This is a genomic window from Pseudomonas sp. (assembly GCF_050739935.1).
GTDB lineage: Bacteria > Pseudomonadota > Gammaproteobacteria > Pseudomonadales > Pseudomonadaceae > Aquipseudomonas.
This window is the reverse complement of sequence record NZ_JBOICF010000091.1, coordinates 46951-68832: the sequence shown is the minus strand read 5'-3', so window position 1 is coordinate 68832 and position 21882 is coordinate 46951. Positions and strand designations below refer to the sequence as shown.

Genomic DNA, 21882 nt, shown 5'->3' with positions numbered 1-21882 from the left:
AATAAGGTTTTGCTGACACGACGCCGTTCGCCAGCAAGCCGGCTCCTAAACTGACCGTATGCAATCATGAATCCCTAAGAGCGCCGACGACCGATCCTACATTTTTTCCGGAATAGAACTTCAACCTTTGTCAGATGCCCAAGCTCGTGCTGGCTGACGTCCGTCAGCTCCCGCGTTCCCATCCTGGAACCTGAAGTACCTATGCCATCGCATAAATTTGGACTCAATCTGGTTGTCGTCGTGGCAATCGCCGCGCTGTTCACCGGTTTCTGGGCGTTGATCAATCGCCCGGTCGCCACTTCCAACTGGCCCGAACACATCTCTGGATTCTCCTACTCCCCTTTCCGCCTGGGTCAAAACCCACAGAAAGGCGTGTACCCGTCCGACGACGAAATGCGTCAGGATCTGGAGCTGATGAGTAAATCCACTGACAACATCCGTATCTATTCGGTAGATGGCAGTCTGCAGGACATCCCGAAACTGGCCGAGGAATTCGGCCTGCGCGTCACCCTCGGTATCTGGATCAGCCCGGACCAGGAGCGCAACGAGCGGGAAATCAACACCGCCATCGAACTTGCCAACAGTACTCGCAGCGTGGTTCGAGTCGTTGTCGGTAACGAGGCGCTGTACCGGGAAGAAATCAAACCCAAAGAGTTGATGGCGATCCTTGATCGTGTGCGCGCGGCAGTGAAAGTGCCGGTGACCACCTCCGAGCAATGGCACATCTGGGAGAAATACCCGGAGCTGGCCAAGCACGTCGACCTGATTGCGGCGCACATTCTGCCGTATTGGGAATACATCCCGGTGGACAAGGCCGGGCAGTACGTTTTCGACCGCGCCCGGGAGCTGAAACGCCTGTTCCCGAAAAAGCCTTTGCTGCTGTCTGAAGTCGGCTGGCCGAGCAACGGCCACATGCGCGGCGGTGCCGATGCGACCCAGGCCGATCAGGCGATTTACCTGCGCACTCTGGTCAACAAACTCAACCGTCAGGGCTTCAACTACTTCGTGATCGAAGCATTCGACCAGCCCTGGAAAGCCAGCGATGAAGGCTCGGTCGGCGCGTACTGGGGTGTGTACAACGCGGCTCGCCAGCAGAAATTCAACTTCGAGGGTCCTGTGGTCGCGATCCCGCAATGGCGCGTGCTGGCGATCGGTTCGGCGGTGCTGGCCATGCTCGCGCTGGCGCTGCTGTTGATCGACGGCTCGGCCCTGCGACAGCGCGGTCGCACATTCTTGACCTTCATCGCCTTCCTGTGCGGATCGGTGCTGGTGTGGATCGGCTACGACTACAGCCAGCAATACAGCACCTGGTTCAGCCTGCTTGTAGGATTTCTGCTGGCACTCGGTGCATTCGGGGTGTTCATCGTACTGCTGACAGAGGCCCATGAACTGGCCGAGGCGGTCTGGACGCACAAACGGCGTCGTGAATTCCTGCCTGTCGATGCGGATACCGCCTACCGACCAAAAGTCTCGGTGCACGTACCCTGCTACAACGAACCGCCAGAGATGGTGAAGCAGACTCTCAACGCGCTGGCGGCGCTGGACTACCCGGATTTCGAGGTCCTGCTGATCGACAACAACACCAAGGACCCGGCCGTATGGGAACCCGTCAAAGCCCACTGCGAAATGCTCGGCGAGCGCTTCAAGTTCTTCCACGTCGCGCCCTTGGCAGGTTTCAAGGGCGGCGCGCTGAACTACCTGATTCCACATACAGCAAAGGACGCCGAAGTCATCGCGGTGATCGATTCGGACTACTGCGTCGATCGCAACTGGCTCAAGCACATGGTCCCGCACTTCATCGATCCGAAGATCGCCGTGGTGCAGTCGCCGCAGGATTATCGCGACCAGCACGAAAGCGCGTTCAAGAAGCTCTGCTACTCGGAGTACAAAGGGTTTTTCTACATCGGCATGGTCACCCGCAACGACCGCGACGCAATCATTCAGCATGGCACCATGACCATGACGCGCCGCTCTGTGCTCGAAGAGCTGGGTTGGGCCGATTGGTGTATCTGCGAAGACGCCGAGCTGGGCTTGCGGGTGTTCGAAAAAGGCTATTCCGCTGCCTATGCCCACAACAGCTATGGCAAGGGCCTGATGCCAGATACCTTCATCGACTTCAAGAAGCAGCGTTTCCGCTGGGCCTATGGTGCGATTCAGATCATCAAACGTCACGCTGCGAGCCTGCTACGAGGCAAGGACAGCGAGCTGACGCGCGGGCAACGGTATCACTTCCTGGCGGGCTGGCTGCCGTGGGTGGCCGATGGCATGAATATCTTCTTCACGGTCGGCGCGCTGCTGTGGTCGTCGGCGATGATCATCGTGCCCAACCGGGTCGATCCGCCGCTGCTGATTTTCGCGATTCCGCCTCTGGCGCTGTTCTTCTTCAAGGTCGGCAAGATCATCTTCCTCTATCGCCGCGCCGTTGGCGTGAATCTGAAAGATGCCTTCTATGCGGCGCTGGCGGGGCTGGCGTTGTCGCACACCATCGCCAAAGCGGTGCTGTACGGCTTCTTCACTACCAGCATTCCGTTCTTCCGCACGCCGAAAAACGCCGACAGCCATGGCTTGCTGGTCGCGATTTCCGAGGCCCGGGAAGAGCTGTTCATCATGTTGCTGCTGTGGGGCGCGGCGCTGGGTATCTGCCTGGTGCAGGGCCTGCCAAGCAACGATGTGCGCTTCTGGGTGATCATGCTGCTGGTGCAGTCGCTGCCGTACCTGGCCGCGTTGATCATGGCGTTTCTCTCCTCGCTGCCCAAACCCAAGGCGCAGACCGAACCCGCCACGGCCTGAAACAATTGCACGCTGTACTAAACGGCGGCCTTCGGGTCGCCGTTTTGCTTTAAGATGTTCACCTTTTTTAGCCTTGCACCGCATGAGCGTGGCGCGCTGCTCGGTCTGGAACACAACCCTGTGGGAGGGAGCTTGCTCACGAAAAGCCCTGTACATCCGATATCGATTCGGCGTCGGGCAATCAGTCTTCGGGAGCAAGCAAAGGCCCACAGGAATATCATCGACCTGCCCCGTACACGCGGAATCAACAGCCTCTTTTCATCGGACCTTTCATGACAGCCTCAGCCGACCTCTCGCCCACTCTGCAACTTGCCTGCGACTTGATCCGTCGCCCATCGGTCACGCCACTCGACGCCGATTGTCAGGCCGTGATGATGAAACGCTTGGGCGATGCCGGTTTCGCGCTGGAGCCGATGCGTATCGAAGAAGTCGACAACTTTTGGGCCACCCACGGTACTCAGGACGGTCCGGTGTTGTGCTTCGCCGGTCATACCGACGTGGTGCCGACCGGTCCGGTGAAGGCCTGGCAGAACGATCCTTTCGACGCCCTTATCGATGAAAGCGGCATGCTGTGCGGTCGTGGCGCGGCGGACATGAAGGGCAGCCTGGCATCGATGATCATCGCTACCGAGCGTTTCGTCGCTGACTACCCGAATCACAGGGGCAAGGTTGCATACCTGATCACCAGCGACGAAGAAGGCCCTGCGCATCACGGCACCAAAGCAGTGGTCGAGCGTCTGGCGGCGCGCAAGGAGCGTATGGACTGGTGCATCGTCGGCGAGCCATCGAGCACCACGCTGGTGGGCGACGTGATCAAGAACGGTCGTCGCGGCTCCCTTGGCGCAACCCTCACTGTCAAAGGTGTTCAGGGTCATGTGGCCTATCCGCATCTGGCCCGCAATCCGATCCATCTGGCGGCGCCGGCGCTGGCCGAACTGGCGGCCGAGCATTGGGATGAAGGCAATGCGTTCTTTCCGCCTACCAGCTTCCAGATCTCCAACCTGAACTCGGGCACGGGCGCCACCAACGTGGTTCCGGGCGAACTGACTGCGATATTCAACTTCCGTTTCTCCACTGAGTCCACCGTCGAAGGGCTGCAGAAGCGTGTCGCTGACATTCTCGACAAACATGAGCTGGACTGGCACGTGGAGTGGGCGCTATCGGGCCTGCCGTTCCTCACCGAACCGGGCGCATTGCTCGATGCGGTGTCGGCCAGCATCAAGAATGTTACCGGGCGCCAAACCAAGGCATCCACCAGCGGCGGTACGTCGGATGGGCGTTTCATCGCCACCCTCGGCACGCAAGTGGTGGAGCTGGGACCGGTTAACGCGACGATCCATCAGGTCAATGAACGCATCCTGGCCAGCGATCTCGACGTGCTGACCGAGATCTACTACCAGACTCTGGTTAAGTTGCTCGCCTGATGCTGACCTGCCCGATCTGCTCAGCCCCGCTCGATGCAGCCGACAACGGCGTAGTGTGCCCGGTCGGCCACCGCTTCGATCGCGCCCGTCAGGGCTATCTGAACCTGCTGCCGGTGCAGCACAAGAACAGCCGCGACCCTGGCGACAATCAGGCGATGGTCGAGGCGCGCCGGGATTTTCTCAATGCAGGACATTACGCGCCGGTGGCGAAACGTCTGGCCGAGCTGGCCGCCGAACGCGCGCCTGGTCGCTGGCTGGACATCGGCTGCGGCGAAGGTTACTACACCGCGCAGATCGCCGATGCCCTGCCGGGCGCCGATGGTTACGCGCTGGACATCTCCCGCGAAGCGGTCAAGCGCGCCTGCAAACGCAATCCGAAGCTGACGTGGTTGATCGCCAGCATGGCTCGCGTTCCCTTGGCTGACGCCAGCGTTCAGTTCATCGCCAGCGTGTTCAGCCCACTGGACTGGGACGAGGCCAAGCGCCTGTTGTCGCCGGGCGGTGGCCTGATGCGTGTCGGACCGACCAACGAGCATCTGATGGAATTGCGTCAGCGGCTGTACGACGAAGTCCGCGATTACGCGGATGACAAACACCTGGCGCTAGTCCCCGAAGGCATGAGCCTGCAGCACAGCGAAACCCTGCGCTTCAAGCTGACACTGGTGGACGGCCAGGCCCGCGCCAACCTGCTGGCGATGACGCCCCACGGCTGGCGGGCCAGTGCCGAGCGGCGAGCCCATGTCGTCGAACAGGCCGAGCCCTTCGAGGTGACCGTCTCGATGCGCTACGATTATTTCGTTCTGCAGTGACGGTCGGCATCCCTACATCCGAAATGAATCCGCGAATGGATTTTTCCAGAACAATCAAGAGGCATCCATGCGCCAACCCGATATCGAGATTTACCTGAAAGACGCTGACGTCGACTACAAGGCCATCACCACCTGGCTCACCGCAGACGTCGGCCCGTGCAGCGAATGGGTCCAAAAAGGCCAGACCTGGAAGTGCAAGGCCGGCGATATTCCGGTGACTTGGATTCCCAAGGCCGTGGGCAAGTGGAACAGCCTGTGCCTGGACAGCGACAAGACGCCCTGGGAGGACGACATCGCCTGCGCCCGCGCCGCCTTCGCCGCTCTCAACGTGGAAGTGCGCTGCGCACCGGGAACCTGGGTCGAGGAAGAAAACGAAGAAGATGCCGATCGCTGGATTCGCATCAGTGCCGATGGCGAGGAAGAGATTACCTGGCGCACGTCGTAAGACCCATGTGTAACCGATCCCGCGTTTGACTAGATAAACGCAGGGCTGTTGCTGGGCACGCACTATGACCTGTGGGAGCGAATTCATTCGCGAAAAATAGATCAGGCGATAGATATGCATCGACTGAACGAACCTCTCGCAAAATAAATTCGCTTCCACATTACGTTCGTGTCTGACCAAAGATAACGCGGCGCATCAGCGACGGAAGGACTCTCCTGGCACCCCGTCACATCAGCCCGCCACGTCCCAACTTTGCCCATCCCCGCCATATCCGGCAAACTGGCCGTCTCGTGGGCTTTGCCCCTTCGCGCAGAATTCGTATGACCCGTTCCCCGTTTCGCCGTCTCGTCTTTGGCACCCTGCGTCGCTTGCTATATCTGTGGGTGCGTTCGGAGACGATCAATCAGTCGTCCTTCACCCTCAATCTCGATCGCAGTCGCCCGGTGTTCTACGCGCTGCAAAGCCCATCGCTGAGTGATCTGGCCGTCCTCGATACCGAGTGTCGCAAAGCCGGTCTGCCGCGCCCTGTCCTGCCTGTTGCGGTAGGAAATCTGACAGAACCTGCGGCGTTCTTTTATCTAACCCCGGAACCCGACTGGCTGGGTCGTCAGGACAAACGCGGCGCACCGCCGACCCTTGAAAGGCTGGTGGGTGCCGTGACGCAGAACGCCACCGAGGATGCGCAGATCATCCCGGTCAGCGTGTTCTGGGGTCAGTCGCCGGACAAGGAGAACAGCCCGTGGAAACTGTTGTTCGCCGACAGCTGGGCGGTCACCGGGCGGCTGCGGCGCTTGATCACGATTCTGATTCTGGGGCGCAAGACCCGCGTGCAGTTCTCCGCGCCGATCCATTTGCGCGAGTTGGTGGACGAAAACAAGGGCTACGAGCGCACCGTGCGTATGGCTCAACGTCTACTGCGCGTACATTTCCGCAATCTGAAAACCGCCACCATCGGGCCGGACCTGTCGCACCGGCGCAATCTGGTCAAGGGCCTGATCGCCGATCCCCTGGTCAAACAAGCGATCCTCGACGAAGCCGCGCGGGAGAGAATTCCGGAGTCCAAGGCGCGGGATAAGGCTCTGCATTACGGCAATGAAATCGCCTCGGACTACACCTATACCGCGATCCGCTTTCTGGAAGTGATGCTGAGCTGGTTCTGGAACAAGATCTACGATGGCATCAAGGTCAGTCATCTCGATGGCGTGCAGAACGTCGCGCAGGGCAACGAGATCATCTATGTGCCCTGCCATCGCAGCCACATCGATTACCTGCTGCTCTCCTATCTGCTGTTCCGCAACGGCCTGACGCCGCCGCATATCGCAGCGGGCATCAACCTCAATATGCCGGTGATCGGCAGTCTGCTGCGACGCGGCGGGGCGTTTTTCATGCGCCGCACGTTCAAGGGCAACCCGCTGTACACCGCGGTGTTCAACGAATACCTGCACACCCTGTTCACCAAGGGCTTCCCGGTGGAGTATTTCGTCGAAGGCGGACGCTCGCGCACCGGGCGCATGTTGCAACCCAAGACCGGGATGCTGGCAATCACGATGCGCAGCTACCTGCGCAACTCGCGCACGCCGATCGTGTTCGTGCCGGTTTACATCGGTTACGAGCGCGTACTGGAAGGCCGCACTTATCTGGGCGAATTGCGCGGGGCGGCAAAAAAGAAAGAATCGATCTTCGACATCTTCAAAGTCATCGGCGCGCTCAAGCAGCGTTTCGGTCAGGTCTCGGTCAACTTCGGCGAGCCTATCAAGCTGGCCGATTTCCTCGATCACGAACAGCCAGACTGGCGCACCCAGGACCTTGGCCCGGTGTTCAAGCCTGCGTGGCTCAATGAAACCACGCACCGCTTGGGCGAACGTGTGGCCCGTCATTTGAACGAGGCCGCTGCGGTCAATCCGGCGAATCTGGTGGCGCTGGCACTGCTGTCCACCAACAAACACGCGCTGGACGACCAGGCCTTGGCGCGGGTGCTCGACCTCTACCTGACCTTGCTGCGCAGCGTGCCTTATTCGGCGCATACCACGCTGCCGGAAGGCGATGGCCGAGCGCTGATCGAGCATGTCAAAGGCATGGATCTGCTGTCGGAGCAGAAAGACGCTCTGGGCAAGATTCTCTATCTGGACGAGCAGAACGCTGTCCTGATGACCTATTACCGCAACAACGTGTTGCACATCTTCGCGCTTCCGTCGCTGCTGGCAAGCTTCTTCCAGAGCTCGTCGCGCATGAGCCGCGAACAAGTGCTGCGCTATGCTCGCGCGCTGTACCCGTATCTGCAGTCGGAGCTGTTCATCCGCTGGTCGCTGGATGAACTGGATGCGGTGATTGATCAATGGCTGGCAGCGTTCGTCGAACAGGGGCTGTTGCGCTTCGAGAACGATGTCTACCTGCGCCCGGCACCAAGTTCGCGGCACTTTGTATTGCTGACCTTGTTGTCGCGGGCCATCGCGCAGACGCTGCAACGTTTTTATATGGCGATCTCGCTGTTGCTCAATAGCGGCCAGCACGCCCTGACCGCCGAAGAACTGGAGAACCTGAGTACGATCATGGCCCAGCGCCTGTCCATACTGCACGGCCTGAACGCCCCGGAATTCTTCGACAAAAGTTTGTTCCGCCATTTCATTCAGACGCTGCTGGATCAGGACGTGTTGCGCAAGGATGACAGCGGCAAACTGGGCTATCACGAGCTGTTGGGCGAGCTGGCCGAAGGCGCGGCCAAGCGGGTGCTGCCAGCGGAGATTCGATTGTCGATTCGTCAAGTGGCACTGCATCGCGATGAAGAGGTCTTAGATGCTGGGCCGAGTGTCTGATCTCGATGCCTCAACACGACAAGGAGATCCACCTGATGAAACACCTGCTGCTCACCCTGATGGCCACCGTTCTGGCCGCTTGCGCCAATGCCCCGGATAACCTGCCCGGCACCGTCGACGGCGAGGTTTTTTACGTGCAACGCATGGCCCTGCCGCCTACCGCGACATTGAAAGTCACGCTGCAGGATGTGTCGCTGGCCGACGCCCCGGCGCAGCCCCTTGCCAGCGAGAGCGGGCCGATCAAGGGCCAGGTCCCGCTGCCGTTTCATCTGACTTATGATCAGAAGCAGGTCAAACAGGGCCACACCTACGCTGTCAGCGCGCGCATCGAAGTCGACGGCAAGCTGCTGCTGATCAGCACTGAACGCTACACGGTAGACCTGACGCTGGAAGAAAAACCGCGGGTCAAGATCCGTCTGAACCCGGCTAGCTAAAAAGCTTTGACCCTTATCTTCAAAAGGACGTAACTCATGTTGCTTCGCCCCCTCTCGTTCACTGGCTTGTGTGCCGGACTGCTGCTCTCGGCCAGTGCGTTCGCGTTGTCTCTGGGTAATCTGTCGCAGTCGGATGCGACCGGTGGCCTCAAGGACGCGCTGACTCAGGGCGCGCAAGTCGCGGTCAGGCAACTAGGCGTGCCCGGCGGCTTCAGCAACAACAAGGAGGTGCGTATCGAGCTGCCGGGCAAGCTCGGCAAAGTAGCGAGCAAGATGAAGCAGTTCGGTATGGGCGCGCAGGTAGAACAGCTGGAGACCAGCATGAACCAGGCGGCCGAAGCGGCAGTACCTCAGGCTCAGACGCTGCTGGTGGATGCAGTGAAGAAGATGAGCGTGTCTGATGCCAAGGGCATTCTCAGCGGCGGCAAGGATTCGGCCACGCAATATCTGGACAAGAGCAGCCGCGAGCAAATCCGCGCCAAGTTTCTGCCGATCGTCAAGCAAGCCACTGACAAGGTCGGGCTGGCGCAGAAGTACAACGCCTTCGCCGGGCAGGCCGCGACCCTAGGCGTGGTCGACGCGAAAGACTCGAACGTCGAAAGTTACGTGACCGAAAAAGCCCTCGACGGCCTGTTCGAAATGATCGCCAAACAGGAAGAAAGCATTCGCGCCAACCCGGCGGCGGCAGCGACGAGCCTAGCCAAGAAGGTGTTCGGAACGCTGTAATTCAATCCCCTGAGCCCACGATGTCGTAATCATTCGCCCACACGCAAAACCTGTAGAAGCCGGCTTGCCGGTAAACGCGGAATATCAGGTGGGGAATCCGCGCTTGACGCACCGGGTTCGCCAGCGAGCCGGCTCCTACAAGGATGCGGGTCACCCGTCAGAGACGACAGCGCTACGCCTTCAATGCCTTCTTCGGATAGATGTCATACCGACTGGACTTGCCATCCAGCGCATAGCCCGGCTTCACGCCTTCGATACAAGGCGCCTTGCGTGGGCGTTTGACCACCACGCGGTGGGTGGCCAATGCCAGCGCCGCCTCCAGCAGCGCCGGGGCGTCCATGTCGTCGCCTACCAATGGCCTGAACAGGCGCATTTCCTTCTTCACCAGCGCGGTTTTCTCACGATGCGGGAACATCGGATCGAGGTAGATCACCTGCGGCGGCTCTCCTTCCCAACGGCGAATCAGTTCGATGGAATTGCCGGTCAGCAGCCGCATCCGGCCAATGATCCCGCCTACATCCAGATCCTCGGCACCCCGTGCCAGCCCATCTTCGAGCAGGGCCGCTATGATCGGCTGACGTTCGATCAGGCTCATCTCGCAACCCAGACTCGCCAGCACGAACGCATCCTTGCCCAACCCTGCCGTCGCATCCAGCACGCGCGGTCGAACACCCGGCTGGATGCCGACAGCCTTGGCGATCATCTGCCCGCTGCCACCACCGAACAGACGCCGGTGGGCCGCTTTGCCTTCAATGAAATCGACCCGTACAGGCCCCGGCGCGTCGTCGCCCAACTGCTGTAATTGCAGGCCGTCGTCGCTCACTTGCAGAGCGAAATCGGCCTCGGCATCACCCATCGGCAAGCCCAGACGCTCTGCCCATTGCGCGGCTTTTTCCTGGCCGTCGGAAGTCAGGGTTTCGACCCGAATGCGGCTGCCCGCTTGCTGCTCACTCATTGTGTCCACGCGTTCAAATTTTCTTAATGATTGGCAGCATCTGCCGATAACGAAAGTATTCGGCATTTTGCCAGACCTAAGGCATGTACTGAGCGCTTATGTCAGACATTCAGCAAGCATCCTCGATCGGTTATTTGACGTACGTAGGCGACTACAGCGTACGCAATACCGAAACTCTGAGCGGCGTCACGCAGCTCTGGCAGGATGCGTTTGCCCGCGCGATGGCTCAGCAGGTAGACGACAACGCAGGTACTGCACCTGAATACAGCGCCGTCGTTGCGACGGACAGCATGACCGGCGAGCCCGTGGCCGGAGCCAACACCCTGAGCAAGATCGTCGAACAGCGCGAATGCCCGGTCGATGACAAGGAAATCGCCCCGCCAGAGCCACTATTTCTGCCTATCGCCGAATTTGAGTGGGATCTGGCCGACAAGCCTGCGGAGCCCTTCAGTGCCAGCGAGCTGATCGCGCAACAGCGCAATCTCGAGTTCGACAGCAGCTGGGTACGCCCGACCGTGCTCAATCCTTACGACGACAGCGTCGATCCGGGCCCAGGCCCTCAGCCGCGCCCACTGTTCCTGCCAATCGCCGAGTTCGAATGGGACTTGGCCGACAAACCCGCCACGCCTTTCAGCGCCGAAGAGATGACCGAACAGCAGCGCCATCTGGAGTTCGACACCGGCTGGGCGCGGCCGATCGTATTGCAGAATCTGCGTCTAGCCGCCTGACTGCATGTTTTAGCGACCTTCCGTGGAAGTGAGCTTGCTCACGAAGGCATCAGTACATTCAAGGCAGAGTCACCGGCTGACAATCTGCATTGGCGAGCAAGCTCACTCCCTCAGTAACCTCAGCGTATTTAACGACAAACCCGCCAGCGCCCCATGTCTACGTGAAAATGATTGCGGTGCGCCGCGTTGTAATCCGGGCTGAGCACAGTATTGAACTGCCGACAGGCGCCATCCCTGACCAGCCTCAGAAATTTCCCGTTTTCGCCTTCATCCTTCCAATCCTTGAGCACGGAAATTCGGCGTCCGTCAGCCAGACGAAAGCCCGCAATGTCCAGGGCGTTGGCCGACGCATGCTGGCTCAGGCGTCCTTCGCTGCGGTTGTAGACGTTGCGGCAGGCAAAGCTGCCGAGGTGATCAATCTGCGTGACATTCTGCCCGAACACCGCTTGCGCAGCAGGTTGCAGCCCATGGATATCGAACAGCGCGTAGGCGACCGCCAAGGGACAGCTGGATAGAAAGCTGCTGCTGAGTGCCACGTCTGCGCCCTGAATACGCAACGTGTTGGTCAACGGGCATTTGGCGTCCGCGCCGCTGTCGGCCTGATGTGTATAGCGAAGTGTCGAGGTTTGCAGCGCCTGATCGCACAAGGTCGGATCGTCCTGCAAGCGCCAGAGCTTGAACGGGGTCAGCAGGTTCGGCTGTTCACGAACATCCAGCGGCGCCCAAGGATTCCAGCGATTGGCCAGCGGCAACCAGCCACGCCACACGGATAGGGCGAGGCCCGCGCAAATCAGCAGCAATAAAAGGAACAGGGTCGAGCCGCGCATAGGGGCAAGGTTTCCGCAGTGAGGAAAGAGACGTCCTGCTTATCGACCTCACAACAACCCGAGTTGCTCCACCTCTGGCCCACGCTCAAGGGTCGGCAATTCAGGCAAGCCCGGCAGCAATGTCATCAACTGTCGATGGAAACGCCGCGCAAGGTCTGGGGCCTGAACATTGTCTGGTGTGTGCAGAAACACATAAGGCGTGCGCCCTTCCTCGATCCAGCCAGCGACCTTCTGCGCCCATTGCTCGACGAAACTGTCATTGGCCTCCAACTCCGGGCGCCCAATGAAACGCACTTGAGGGAACTGCGTCAGCGCGGCCGGCCGTACCGGAACTTTCGGTTTCTTCGATTGCGCGTGTAAAACCGCAGCATCGCTGGATACGCAACTGAACAGCGGTCTCGAATCCAGGCAGATGCGCTCGACACCACGATCCAGCAACAGGCGGTTTAGCCTACGCTCATCCTCGCCCTTGTCGAAGAAGCCCATGTTGCGCACCTCCACCGCCAGCGACCGGCCCCCCAGCGCCTGACTCTGCAGCGCATCGATGAACGTCGCCAACTCGCCAACACGATTGGGCGTGAAACTCGCGGGCAACTGTAGCCACAGCGGCTGAGCGCGGGCACCCAGCGGGGCAAGCAATTGCAGGAAGTCTTCAGCAGCGGTCAGGTGTTCGCGCAGGTCGCCCGCGTGGCTGATATCGCCGGGAAATTTGGCGGTAAAACGAAAATGCTCGGGCAGGACCTGCGCCCAGCGTTGCAGGATAGAGTCCTTGGGGCGAGCATAGAACGTGGTGTTGCCTTCAACGGCGTTGAACACCTGCGCATACAACCGCAGAAATTCGGAACTGTGAGCATCTTCGGGATACAGCGACTGACGCCAGGCGTTTTCACTCCAGGACGGGCAACCGATGTAGTAAGGCGGGTTGGCAATATTCAAACGTGCAGATCTAGACCCGAGACTTCCAAATCCCAATCCACGAACGTGGATGTTGTCAGATAGCTGCTAAGGGCATAGGCAACCCGTGAGCTCATGGCACGCGGAAAGATGATGTCCTGCTGACGAGCTGGAACGTTGGCCGTGCTGCCGGTTTGACTACGAGCCGTCTGCGGAGCGACTTCGATAACGTCGTCGATCACTTCTTCGGAGGTGCTGTCGATCGTCGCAGAGCCGTTGCGGGGCTTGCGCTTGATCGGGTACGAATGTTGTGAAAGACCGTTGATCCGCATCGATAGTTACTCGGCGTCTTGTAGTGGCAATTTAATTTCACGCGCGCATTTAAGCAAACGCGCGAACGATAACTAGACCACAGTTATTGCCAAATGTTTGAAGCCACGGGCAGAAACGCTTTATTTGTCGCCGAACGGTAGTAATTGCTTTGACTTGGGCCGCGTTCGGGGGGCAACGAACTAGAGCTTGTAGGAGCCGGCTTGCTGGCGAATGCGGTGCCAGCCAAGCGCAACGTGTCTGACCCAGGGCGTTCGCCAGCAAGCCGGCTCCTACAGTAGTGCGCGCTAAACGGCAGTTCAGCGAGCCTTGGGGGTCGCCACTTTATCCCGCAGATAAACCGGCTGAGCATCGTCCGCAACGATAGCCTCGCCGCGGCTCCAGGCGAAGGTGCCGAGGGTCAGCAGATCCTGCGCGTGGGGCAGCATGGTGGCGTCCTGACCGGACAGGTCGACCGCGATGCGATCTGCGTAGCCCCAACCCGTACCGGCGCCGAACCATTGGCCAGTCGCATCATCGGGCAGCGAAGCGTGTTCCGGCGGCATCACGGCTTCGGCGCCCACCAGCCTCATTTCGCCAGCGGTCTCGCGATAGCAGCCCCAGTACACCTCGTCCATGCGCGCATCGATGGCAGCGGCTACTTGAGTGACGCCATGCTCGCGCAGTGCGCGCTGCGCCAGCACGGCCAGATTGGACACCGGCAACACCGGTCGATCCAGCCCGAACGCCAGCCCCTGCACCACGCCGATGGCAATACGTACCCCGGTGAATGCACCCGGGCCGCGACCAAATGCAATCGCATCCAGCGCCGACAAGCCGATCCCTGCCTCGGCCAGCAGATCCTTGATCATGGGCAATAGCTTTTGCGCATGCAGCCGCGGGATCACCTCGTAGTGAGTCAGCACTTTGCCGTCGTGCAGCAAAGCGACTGAGCAGGCTTCAGTGGCGGTGTCCAGGGCCAGCAAGGTCGTCATCGGGGTTTCCAAGTTGTGCAAAGAGGTTATGCAATTGAGGGTTGTGCGAAAAAACGTCGCATTATAAACAACAACGACCCGCAAGCGGGCCGTTGTTCATTGTGTCGAAAACTCGACTCAGCTCAGAGCTTCGAGCACCTTGGCGGTAATCGATTCGACCGAGCCGACGCCCTCGATGTGGCTGCACTTGGGCGTGCCATCTTTTGCCTGCAGCTTCTCGTAGAAGTCCACCAGCGGCTTGGTCTGTGAGTGATAGACCGACAGACGATGGCGCACAGTGGCTTCCACGTCGTCCTTGCGCTGTACCAGTGGCTCGCCGGTCACATCGTCCACACCTTCAACCTTCGGTGGGTTGAAGACGGTGTGATAAACCCGGCCCGAACCTTCATGCACACGACGGCCGGAAATACGCTTGACGATCTCTTCGTCATCGACCTTGATCTCCACCACATGATCGATCGCCAGGCCCGCATTCTTCAGGGCTTCAGCCTGAGGAATGGTGCGTGGGAAACCGTCGAACAGGCAGCCGTTGGCGCAGTCGGGCTGCGACAGGCGATCCTTGATCAGGCCGATGATCAGGTCATCGGAAACCAGACCGCCGCTGTCCATGACGCTTTTGGCTTTCAGACCCAGTTCGGTGCCCGCCTTGACTGCTGCGCGCAGCATGTCGCCGGTGGAGATTTGCGGAATGTCGAATTTCTTCGTGATGAACGTAGCCTGAGTACCTTTACCGGCCCCGGGAGCTCCCAGCAGAATCACGCGCATTGTTGTGCTCCTCAATTTTTATAGAGATTTCGTCGGATTCGCCTAAATGGGGCCAATCACCTAAAAAGATTTACTGACCCAACGGCCAAAGGCTGATCAAGATACACAGCCGATTCATGCCGCACAAGACGCCGAAAGTCGCAGCAACCCGCGAAAAACCAGTAGCTTGCCAACGATCAATACTTTGCTACGGCCCGGTGCGACTTAACGGATGTACACCGCTGCCAGTCAGCCCCGCAGCGCGGGATGAGGGCCTTCGCCCTCACCCGTGTCGGAAAAGTCGCGTCAGCCGGTGTTACGCAAACCGGCGGCAATGCCCGCGACAGACACCAGCAGCGCCTGTACCAAAGGACTGTCCAGAGCGGCCTCCTGGCTGCGCGATCGGGCAAGCAACTCGGCCTGCAATAGATGAAGCGGATCGAGGTAGGTGTTGCGCAGGCTGATGAACTTCAGCGTCTCGGGACTGTGGGCCAGCAGCTGCTCCTGATCGGTCAGGCCGAGCACCACGTCACACGCCTGCGACAATAGGTCGCGCAAATGCGCACCTAAATGCAGCAGCCCCGGCTCCACCAAACGTTCATCGTAGAGCTGCGCGATGTCGCTGTCGGCTTTGGCGAGGACCATCTCCAGCATGTCGATACGCGTGCGGAAGAACGGCCATTGCTCGCGCATCTGCCCCAGAAGCTCGCCCTGCCCTCGTTCAAGCGCCTTGTTCAGGGCGTTTTCCCAGCCAAGCCAGGCAGGCAGCATCAGGCGCGTCTGGGTCCAGGCGAAGATCCACGGAATCGCTCGCAGGCTCTCGACGCCGCCTTCGCGGCGCTTGGCCGGACGACTGCCCAGCGGCAAACGGCCCAACTCCTGTTCCGGCGTGGCCTGACGGAAGTATTCGACGAACTCGGGGTTTTCCCGCACGACCGCACGATAGGCGTTTACGCCATCTGCCGCCAGTTCATCCATCATTTGCCGCCATGCAGGCTCCGGCAGGGGTGGCGGCTGAAGCGTCGCCTCCAACACCGCAGCCAGATACAGGTTGAGATTTTGCTCGGCAATGTCCGGCAAACCAAATTTGAAGCGAATCATCTCGCCCTGTTCGGTGGTGCGGAAACGCCCCGCGACCGATCCTGGTGGCTGCGACAGAATCGCCGCGTGAGCAGGTCCGCCACCACGGCCGACGGTGCCTCCCCGACCGTGGAACAGCAGCAGCTCGACTTGCTGGGCGCGGCAGATGTCCACCAGTTTTTCCTGAGCGCGATACTGCGCCCAGGCAGCCGCCGTGGTACCTGCGTCCTTGGCTGAGTCGGAGTAGCCGATCATGACCTCCTGCGGGCCGTGAAGGCGCAGGCGATAGCCGGGAAGGCTGAGCAAATGTTCGATCACGGGCCCGGCGTTATCCAGGTCGGCAAGCGTCTCGAACAACGGCACCACGCGCATGGGTCGCTGTAATCCAGCTTCTTTAAGCAGCAGTTGCACGGCCAACACATCGGACGCCGCGCCCGCCATGGATATCACGTAGGAACCCAGCGATGCCGCAGGTGCAGCGGCCACTTCACGACAGGTCGACAGCACTTCGGCGGTGTCAGCAGCCGGTTTGAAATGCGGGGGCAACAGCGGGCGTTTGTTGCCCAACTCACGCAGCAGGAATTCAATGCGTGCGTCTTCATCCCACTCGTTGTAGCGGCCAAGTCCGAGATAATCGGTAATCTCGGTCATTGCCGCGCTGTGGCGGGTGGAATCCTGGCGCACATCGAGCTTGACCAGAAACAGGCCGAAGGTGACGGCACGACGCAGGCAGTCGAGCAGCGGGCCGTCGGCGATCACACCCATGCCGCACTCGTGCAATGACTGGAAACACAACTGCAACGGTTCGAGCAATTCGCGGTTACTGTTCAGCACGCCTTCAGGCGCAGGTTGCGTGACGCTCAGCGAGGCATGGGCCCAGTTTCGCGTCGCACGCAGACGCTCGCGCAGCTTTTTCAAAACGCTGCGATATGGCTCGGCGCTGTCTCCGGCCACCTCCAGCAGGGCAGGGCTCGCCTGTTGCATCGACAGTTCGGCCGCCAGTTGGTCGACATCGCGCAGATACAGGTCGGCTGCCATCCAGCGCGCCAGCAGCAATACTTCGCGGGTGACAGCGGCGGTGACATTAGGGTTGCCGTCGCGGTCTCCACCCATCCAGGAGGCGAACCGAATCGGCGCTGCCTCCAGCGGCAAGTGCAAGCCGGTGGCGGCATGTAGCGCATGATCGGCCTTGCGCAAATAGTTCGGGATCGCCTGCCACAGCGAGTTTTCAATGACCGCAAAGCCCCACTTGGCCTCATCTACCGGAGTGGGACGCACGCGGCGGATTTCTTCGGTGTGCCACGCTTCGGCAATCAGCCGCTGCAGGCGCTCGGTGATCTGTTCACGCTCGTGGTGGTTCAGGTCGCGATGATCGAGGGCGGCCAGTTGCGCGGCGATGGCGTCGTATTTCTGGATCAGGGTACGGCGCGCCACTTCAGTAGGATGCGCGGTCAGCACCAATTCGATTTCAAGCTTGCCGAGTTGTCGGGCCAGGGCTTCAGGTGACTGCCCCGACTGCTTCAAACGCTCCAGCAACTCGGGAAGTACCCGCGACTCGAAAGGCTGCGGTTTGCTGTCATCGCGCCGATGGATCAGTTGATACTGTTCGGCGATGTTGGCCAGGTTCAGGAACTGGTTGAACGCGCGTGCCACCGGCAGCAGCTCGTCTTCACCGAGGCTTTCCAGGTTGGAACTCAGCTGCTCGGTACTCTGTGTCGAGCCGTGCCGACCGGCCTTGGCGCTCTTGCGAATACGCTCGATCTTGTCGAGAAAATCAGCCCCGTGCTGATCGCGAATGGTGTTGCCCAACAGCTCACCCAGCAGGTGAACGTCCTCGCGCAATCGTGCATCGATATCAGCCATCCAGCCTTCTCCTTCAGCGTTTGTCGTTTTGTGCTGAGTCAGTTCCGTGATCCGAACTGAACGCCCTCGTAAGTTTTGCCTCTATCTATGTGTATAGAGCGACAAATTCATACGCTTACGCAACCCTTTGCCTTACATCTGCCGGGAGCAAGCTAATCTCATGCATGAGCCCCGCTACTGGTTGGAAAGCGGCTCGAAAACTCGCCTTTACCCGCCATCTCGCGGGTCGTTGAAGAGGTCTCTATGAAAATCCGTGAGCTCGCAAAACACTGGGAAGACTCCGCAAAAGGTCGCTTGATCAAGACCGGTTACGCGGTTCACCTGGATGTCGAAGCGGCGGCCCGGCTGGCCGCAATTACCGAAATGTATCCCAAGCGCTCCGCCGAGGAGTTGCTAGGAGAACTGACCGGCGCCGCTCTCGAAGAACTGGAAGCCAGCTTTCCGTACATCAAGGGACAGCACGTGGTCGCGACCGATGAGGAAGGCGATCCGCTGTATGAAGAAAGCGAGCACGCAATAGGAAAAACTCAAGATCTCTTGAAAGCCGCGTAGAACATGGGTTTGCGATCATTTCAGCGAACCATGAATGGCAAAGACAGTCACAGATTTACGAACACATGTAGCCTCGCCGGAGATATCCCATGGACACCTTCAAAACGATGCTCAGCAACTGGGAAAACAAGGCTCAAGAAACCTCGGAGCTTGCTGAAATCACCCTGACTATTCGCAAACAAGACTTAGTGAAAATCAAAGCGTTTGCGGAAGCCTACGGACTAGATGAAAGCATCATCACGGAAGGTCTGATCCACACCGCTATAAAAGAAGCGGAAACAGCCATGCCCTACGTCAAAGGGTCTGAGGTGATCCGAGTGGAGGAGGGTGAAGAGATCTTTGCCGACGCTGGTAAGACACCCGCCTACGTCGAAGCTGAACAAGCAATTTCAAAGACTCTACGGGGATAGGGTCTTTGAGACGGAACACTAGCCTCGCAAGGGGCTATTCAACCTTACCTTGGCGAGAGAGTATTTCCTTTTCAATCTGTGCATAAAGCTTTTCGTAACCTTGAAATTTACTCATTCTGGCTTTATTGAGAGGAGAGCCTTCGCACATTTTCATTAGGCAACGGTACATCTTGAAAAAAATATCATGATAACCATCCTGAATATCTTTATCAGGAGAACTAACCTGACCGCATTTCAAGCACATCCGCACAAGGTTTGTGAAATTATAATCATCTATGTTTGAAAAATATTCTAAGAATTCAGCTTCTGTTTTTTTGGCAACGCTATTTCTAACATCAGAATTTTCAAAACCAGAAACGTTATAAGCGTAATTTATCAGATCAGGCAGACTCTTTTCTATTACCAGACCATCAAAAAACTCTTCAAGCTTCTGTTGAATATAGGCATTCGCAGGCCAGCGAAAAACATCGCTTTTTTCACGTATATCACTTGGTGCAACAACCTCAATAAAATACTTATCTATGTCGCCGTTTATTTTATCGATCCGTCCCAAATCGTAATAAATAGAAGCAACCGAATCTAAATCATTTATTGAAAAATTGACCAAGGAAACATCTATAGCCAAATCGAATGCGGCAAAAACCTCATCATCATTTTTTGAAAAAGAAGCGTGGAAGACATTCCAAGCTTTCTGTAACAAAGCAATATCTTCATCATGCTTAATTTTGACTTCCAACGCGACGACTAAATCTCGCATTGACTGATCGTCAGCATAACCTTTTCTAACTAAATTTATGATCGCAACGTCGAATTCATCAGTGGAGCTGAATCCATAATCTTGCAAATATTCAATCTTAAGGTCTATTTCAGCGAGTAATTTTATTTCTTCTGGGGATCGATCATCATCAGGCATACGATACCCAGATAAGCCACCTTGGTAAGTCAACAGGAAGTCGATATCTACGCCTGCCGAATTCCCGCCATAGATTGAAAGAACTGCAAGAGGCAACGTCCTATAAGCCTGCCGCTGCACAAGCTCATTACAACCATTCAGCCGCTCATGCAGAAGACTTGCGAAATAATCAATTTTCTTGAGCAAACGAACATTGTTTATTTTCAGCTTAATGGCGTTTTCCGAAACTATCTTACGTGCCTCACCGGATGGGCTAAAAACCAAAGAGGCTGACTCTTGCACCGAAGGACTAAAAACAATCTCATAATCGAAAACTTTTTCACTGTATGTGAAAAACTCATCATCCGGCTTGAGTGACCCTTCATTCAAAATCAAGATGACCGAGCAATTCTTTTTCTCGATCAAATTTGACACCAACCCTAATACATCCCGTGCAGATAAAGAATTACCGCGACGTTCAAAATCGTCGATGCATATTATTGTTTCTGTTACCAGAGAGTATTGAATTGAATCAATAACTCCGCCAAAACTCCCTACATAAGGAATTTTTGCTTCTCTTCCATAGCCAAAAATCTTTCTTAAACCTACAACCCCATCACTGAAATCAAGCTTCTTGATATTTTCGACAACAGAGTTTTTGGTAGTGACAACACCGGCACTTTTGCTAGGAACAGAATTATCAAAAATTGAACGCTTCAAGTCAGCTAGCGAATTGATACCGAAAAGTGAAACGTAAGAATAGTTGACGCGAGCAAAATTAAGTCGATGCTTCTCAATCACAGCGTTCCAGAGATAGGTCTTTCCTGTTCCCCACTCCCCTTTCAAGACAATTGCTGAACCCATCCTTTTAACAGCGAAATCATGCAGTGCTTTTTCAACCTGAGCAATGGACATTAAAACCTCACATGATAACTCTGAGAACTAAATATAAATTTAAAATTACAAAAAACTGAAAAAATTATCGGCCACTCTAAGAATGACCGAAAACATTTGACGAATTTAGATTATCGTATTTGCAACCATAGTATTCAAAAGCGACAGACGGTTTAATATCTGGCCTTGATGTATGACAACGCCAAATGTGTCGTCGATGAGCCACTTCCCGTTAGCATCACGAACATGAACGTGAATACCCCTTTCCTGTGGGCGATCAGCAGTCCACAAGATTGCGGGGGTAGAAGCCCAAACATCGAAACTACAGCCGACATAATGATCCAAATCAATTATGCTTTGCACATCAATATATTGATTTGCCTTACTAAATTGATCATGCAAAGGCTTCAATGGAGTCGAGGCAATAGGACCTCTACTCCAAGTATTGTCTCTACCGCAGTTGCCGCACAGATGTTTAGCATGGGGAATACGTGCAAAATCACCTAAGTCAAGATGGGGATAACCGCAATCCCTGCAATTGATACAACCCATTTCTAGCCCATTTTCCAACGCAAGCACAAACTCCAACGCAGCAGGCGGCGTAACATGAACCTTTGTGATTTCGTTGTTAGCGAATAGATCGCCTGCAGGGTTGTAGTGGAGTGAAATTGCGTCGAAATCAGTATCCACATGCTTACGACCAGCAGGGTCAGCACGCAAATGAACATGAATCTGCGGGCGGCGTTTCACCTGAACCTGATCAGTGGTCAAGGCAGGTGGTAGTGAACACCAGATTCCGACCTCAGAGTGGTCTTCCATCTTCACATGAGGCGGATTGATGACGTAGGACATCGGTTGCATGTGATTAGAGCATTTGACCACACCGCTAGCACGAGCCGCCGCGATATCACCTTTTGTTCCCCAATGCTTCTGATGAGTCCGGCACCACCACCTTTTTTGACCGTTACGCATTTTCCCGGCTTCTACGATGTCGCAAGCCAGAATGGCATCATCCCCCCTGTCGCTAGGGAAGCTGCCAAGCAGCTCTTCACTGACAACTGCAATGTTCCCTAGAGTACGCCCGTAAGACCAACAAATCGCCTCTTTCACATGGTGCGATGGGCCATGACCGAGCTGCAATGGCTGCTCATAGCCCAAAAACTGACGATTGACCTTGTACGCAGGTGTGGACTGAAGATCCCAATCATATGCCCAAAGCTCTACCCGCCCACCACTGTCAGCTATACGCTCGACTTCCATTTTGTTCATTCCCGATGAACCCTGCTCAAAGCAAGGTA

General features: G+C 57.2%; 19 protein-coding genes. 10 read left to right on the top strand and 9 right to left on the bottom strand.

The genetic code is table 11. The features are described 5' to 3' along the window. Window positions 1-201 precede the first annotated feature (201 nt). The 7 genes from ACRER8_RS18525 (at window position 202) to ACRER8_RS18495 (ending at window position 9441) form a co-directional block, all read left to right on the top strand. The gene (locus ACRER8_RS18525) at window positions 202-2790 is read left to right on the top strand and encodes a glycosyltransferase (protein ID WP_431747666.1); all 2589 of its coding nucleotides are present in this window, start codon (window positions 202-204) and stop codon (window positions 2788-2790) included. A 272-nt stretch (window positions 2791-3062) separates the two neighbouring features. Beyond that, window positions 3063-4214: a succinyl-diaminopimelate desuccinylase gene (gene dapE / locus ACRER8_RS18520; protein ID WP_431747665.1), complete on the top strand. Its 1152-nt coding sequence runs from the start codon at window positions 3063-3065 to the stop codon at window positions 4212-4214. Continuing rightward, a complete protein-coding gene (locus tag ACRER8_RS18515; protein ID WP_431747664.1) occupies window positions 4214-5023 on the top strand; it encodes a putative RNA methyltransferase in 810 nt (269 codons plus the stop codon). Before dapE ends, ACRER8_RS18515 begins: the two co-directional genes overlap by 1 nt. A 67-nt stretch (window positions 5024-5090) precedes the next feature. Continuing rightward, a complete protein-coding gene (locus tag ACRER8_RS18510; RefSeq protein WP_431747663.1) occupies window positions 5091-5468 on the top strand; it encodes a hypothetical protein in 378 nt (125 codons plus the stop codon). A gap of 320 nt (window positions 5469-5788) precedes the next feature. Beyond that, on the top strand, window positions 5789-8281 hold the full coding sequence (gene plsB / locus ACRER8_RS18505) for a glycerol-3-phosphate 1-O-acyltransferase PlsB (RefSeq protein ID WP_431747662.1): 2493 nt from the start codon (window positions 5789-5791) through the stop codon (window positions 8279-8281). A 35-nt stretch (window positions 8282-8316) separates the two neighbouring features. Beyond that, complete coding sequence (locus tag ACRER8_RS18500; protein WP_431747661.1) at window positions 8317-8715, top strand: YbaY family lipoprotein; 399 nt, start codon at window positions 8317-8319, stop codon at window positions 8713-8715. Between the two features lie 36 nt (window positions 8716-8751). Then, the gene (locus ACRER8_RS18495) at window positions 8752-9441 is read left to right on the top strand and encodes a DUF4197 domain-containing protein (protein ID WP_431747660.1); all 690 of its coding nucleotides are present in this window, start codon (window positions 8752-8754) and stop codon (window positions 9439-9441) included. Between the two features lie 172 nt (window positions 9442-9613). Here ACRER8_RS18495 and ACRER8_RS18490 read toward each other — a convergent pair whose 3' ends face one another. Next, on the bottom strand, window positions 9614-10396 hold the full coding sequence (locus ACRER8_RS18490; protein ID WP_431747659.1) for a class I SAM-dependent methyltransferase: 783 nt from the start codon (window positions 10394-10396) through the stop codon (window positions 9614-9616). A gap of 98 nt (window positions 10397-10494) precedes the next feature. On the opposite strand from ACRER8_RS18490, the gene ACRER8_RS18485 reads away from it, so the two are divergent. Further along, on the top strand, window positions 10495-11124 hold the full coding sequence (locus tag ACRER8_RS18485; RefSeq protein ID WP_431747658.1) for an energy transducer TonB: 630 nt from the start codon (window positions 10495-10497) through the stop codon (window positions 11122-11124). A 128-nt stretch (window positions 11125-11252) separates the two neighbouring features. Here the strand turns inward: ACRER8_RS18485 and ACRER8_RS18480 are convergent, their stop codons facing one another. From ACRER8_RS18480 to ppc, 6 genes are all read right to left on the bottom strand, one after another. After that, on the bottom strand, window positions 11253-11951 hold the full coding sequence (locus tag ACRER8_RS18480; protein WP_431747657.1) for an extensin family protein: 699 nt from the start codon (window positions 11949-11951) through the stop codon (window positions 11253-11255). Between the two features lie 48 nt (window positions 11952-11999). After that, window positions 12000-12881 carry a DUF72 domain-containing protein gene (locus tag ACRER8_RS18475; protein WP_431747669.1) on the bottom strand — a complete coding sequence of 294 codons (882 nt, stop codon included), beginning with the start codon at window positions 12879-12881 and terminating at the stop codon, window positions 12000-12002. Between the two features lie 2 nt (window positions 12882-12883). Further along, window positions 12884-13177 carry a hypothetical protein gene (locus ACRER8_RS18470; protein ID WP_431747656.1) on the bottom strand — a complete coding sequence of 98 codons (294 nt, stop codon included), beginning with the start codon at window positions 13175-13177 and terminating at the stop codon, window positions 12884-12886. Window positions 13178-13474: 297 nt separating this feature from the next. After that, window positions 13475-14149, bottom strand: a complete 675-nt coding sequence (gene tsaB / locus ACRER8_RS18465) for a tRNA (adenosine(37)-N6)-threonylcarbamoyltransferase complex dimerization subunit type 1 TsaB (RefSeq protein WP_431747655.1) — start codon at window positions 14147-14149, stop codon at window positions 13475-13477. A 117-nt stretch (window positions 14150-14266) separates the two neighbouring features. After that, entirely contained in the window at window positions 14267-14914 is a 648-nt protein-coding gene (gene adk, locus ACRER8_RS18460; RefSeq protein ID WP_431747654.1) for an adenylate kinase, read from the bottom strand. Between the two features lie 285 nt (window positions 14915-15199). Then, a complete protein-coding gene (gene ppc, locus ACRER8_RS18455) occupies window positions 15200-17836 on the bottom strand; it encodes a phosphoenolpyruvate carboxylase (RefSeq protein ID WP_431747653.1) in 2637 nt (878 codons plus the stop codon). Window positions 17837-18079: 243 nt separating this feature from the next. Between ppc and ACRER8_RS18450 the strand changes: the two genes are divergently transcribed. Together ACRER8_RS18450 and ACRER8_RS18445 are read left to right on the top strand one after the other, a co-directional pair. Next, window positions 18080-18388 (top strand): hypothetical protein, encoded by a 309-nt coding sequence (locus ACRER8_RS18450; protein WP_431747652.1) that lies wholly within the window; start codon window positions 18080-18082, stop codon window positions 18386-18388. 89 nt (window positions 18389-18477) lie between these two features. After that, a complete protein-coding gene (locus ACRER8_RS18445) occupies window positions 18478-18798 on the top strand; it encodes a hypothetical protein (protein ID WP_431747651.1) in 321 nt (106 codons plus the stop codon). 34 nt (window positions 18799-18832) lie between these two features. On the opposite strand, the gene ACRER8_RS18440 is transcribed toward ACRER8_RS18445, so the two are convergent. Together ACRER8_RS18440 and ACRER8_RS18435 are read right to left on the bottom strand one after the other, a co-directional pair. Continuing rightward, window positions 18833-20605 (bottom strand): P-loop NTPase fold protein, encoded by a 1773-nt coding sequence (locus tag ACRER8_RS18440; protein WP_431747650.1) that lies wholly within the window; start codon window positions 20603-20605, stop codon window positions 18833-18835. A 105-nt stretch (window positions 20606-20710) separates the two neighbouring features. Continuing rightward, a complete protein-coding gene (locus tag ACRER8_RS18435; RefSeq protein ID WP_087715924.1) occupies window positions 20711-21853 on the bottom strand; it encodes a hypothetical protein in 1143 nt (380 codons plus the stop codon). Window positions 21854-21882: the final 29 nt, after the last annotated feature.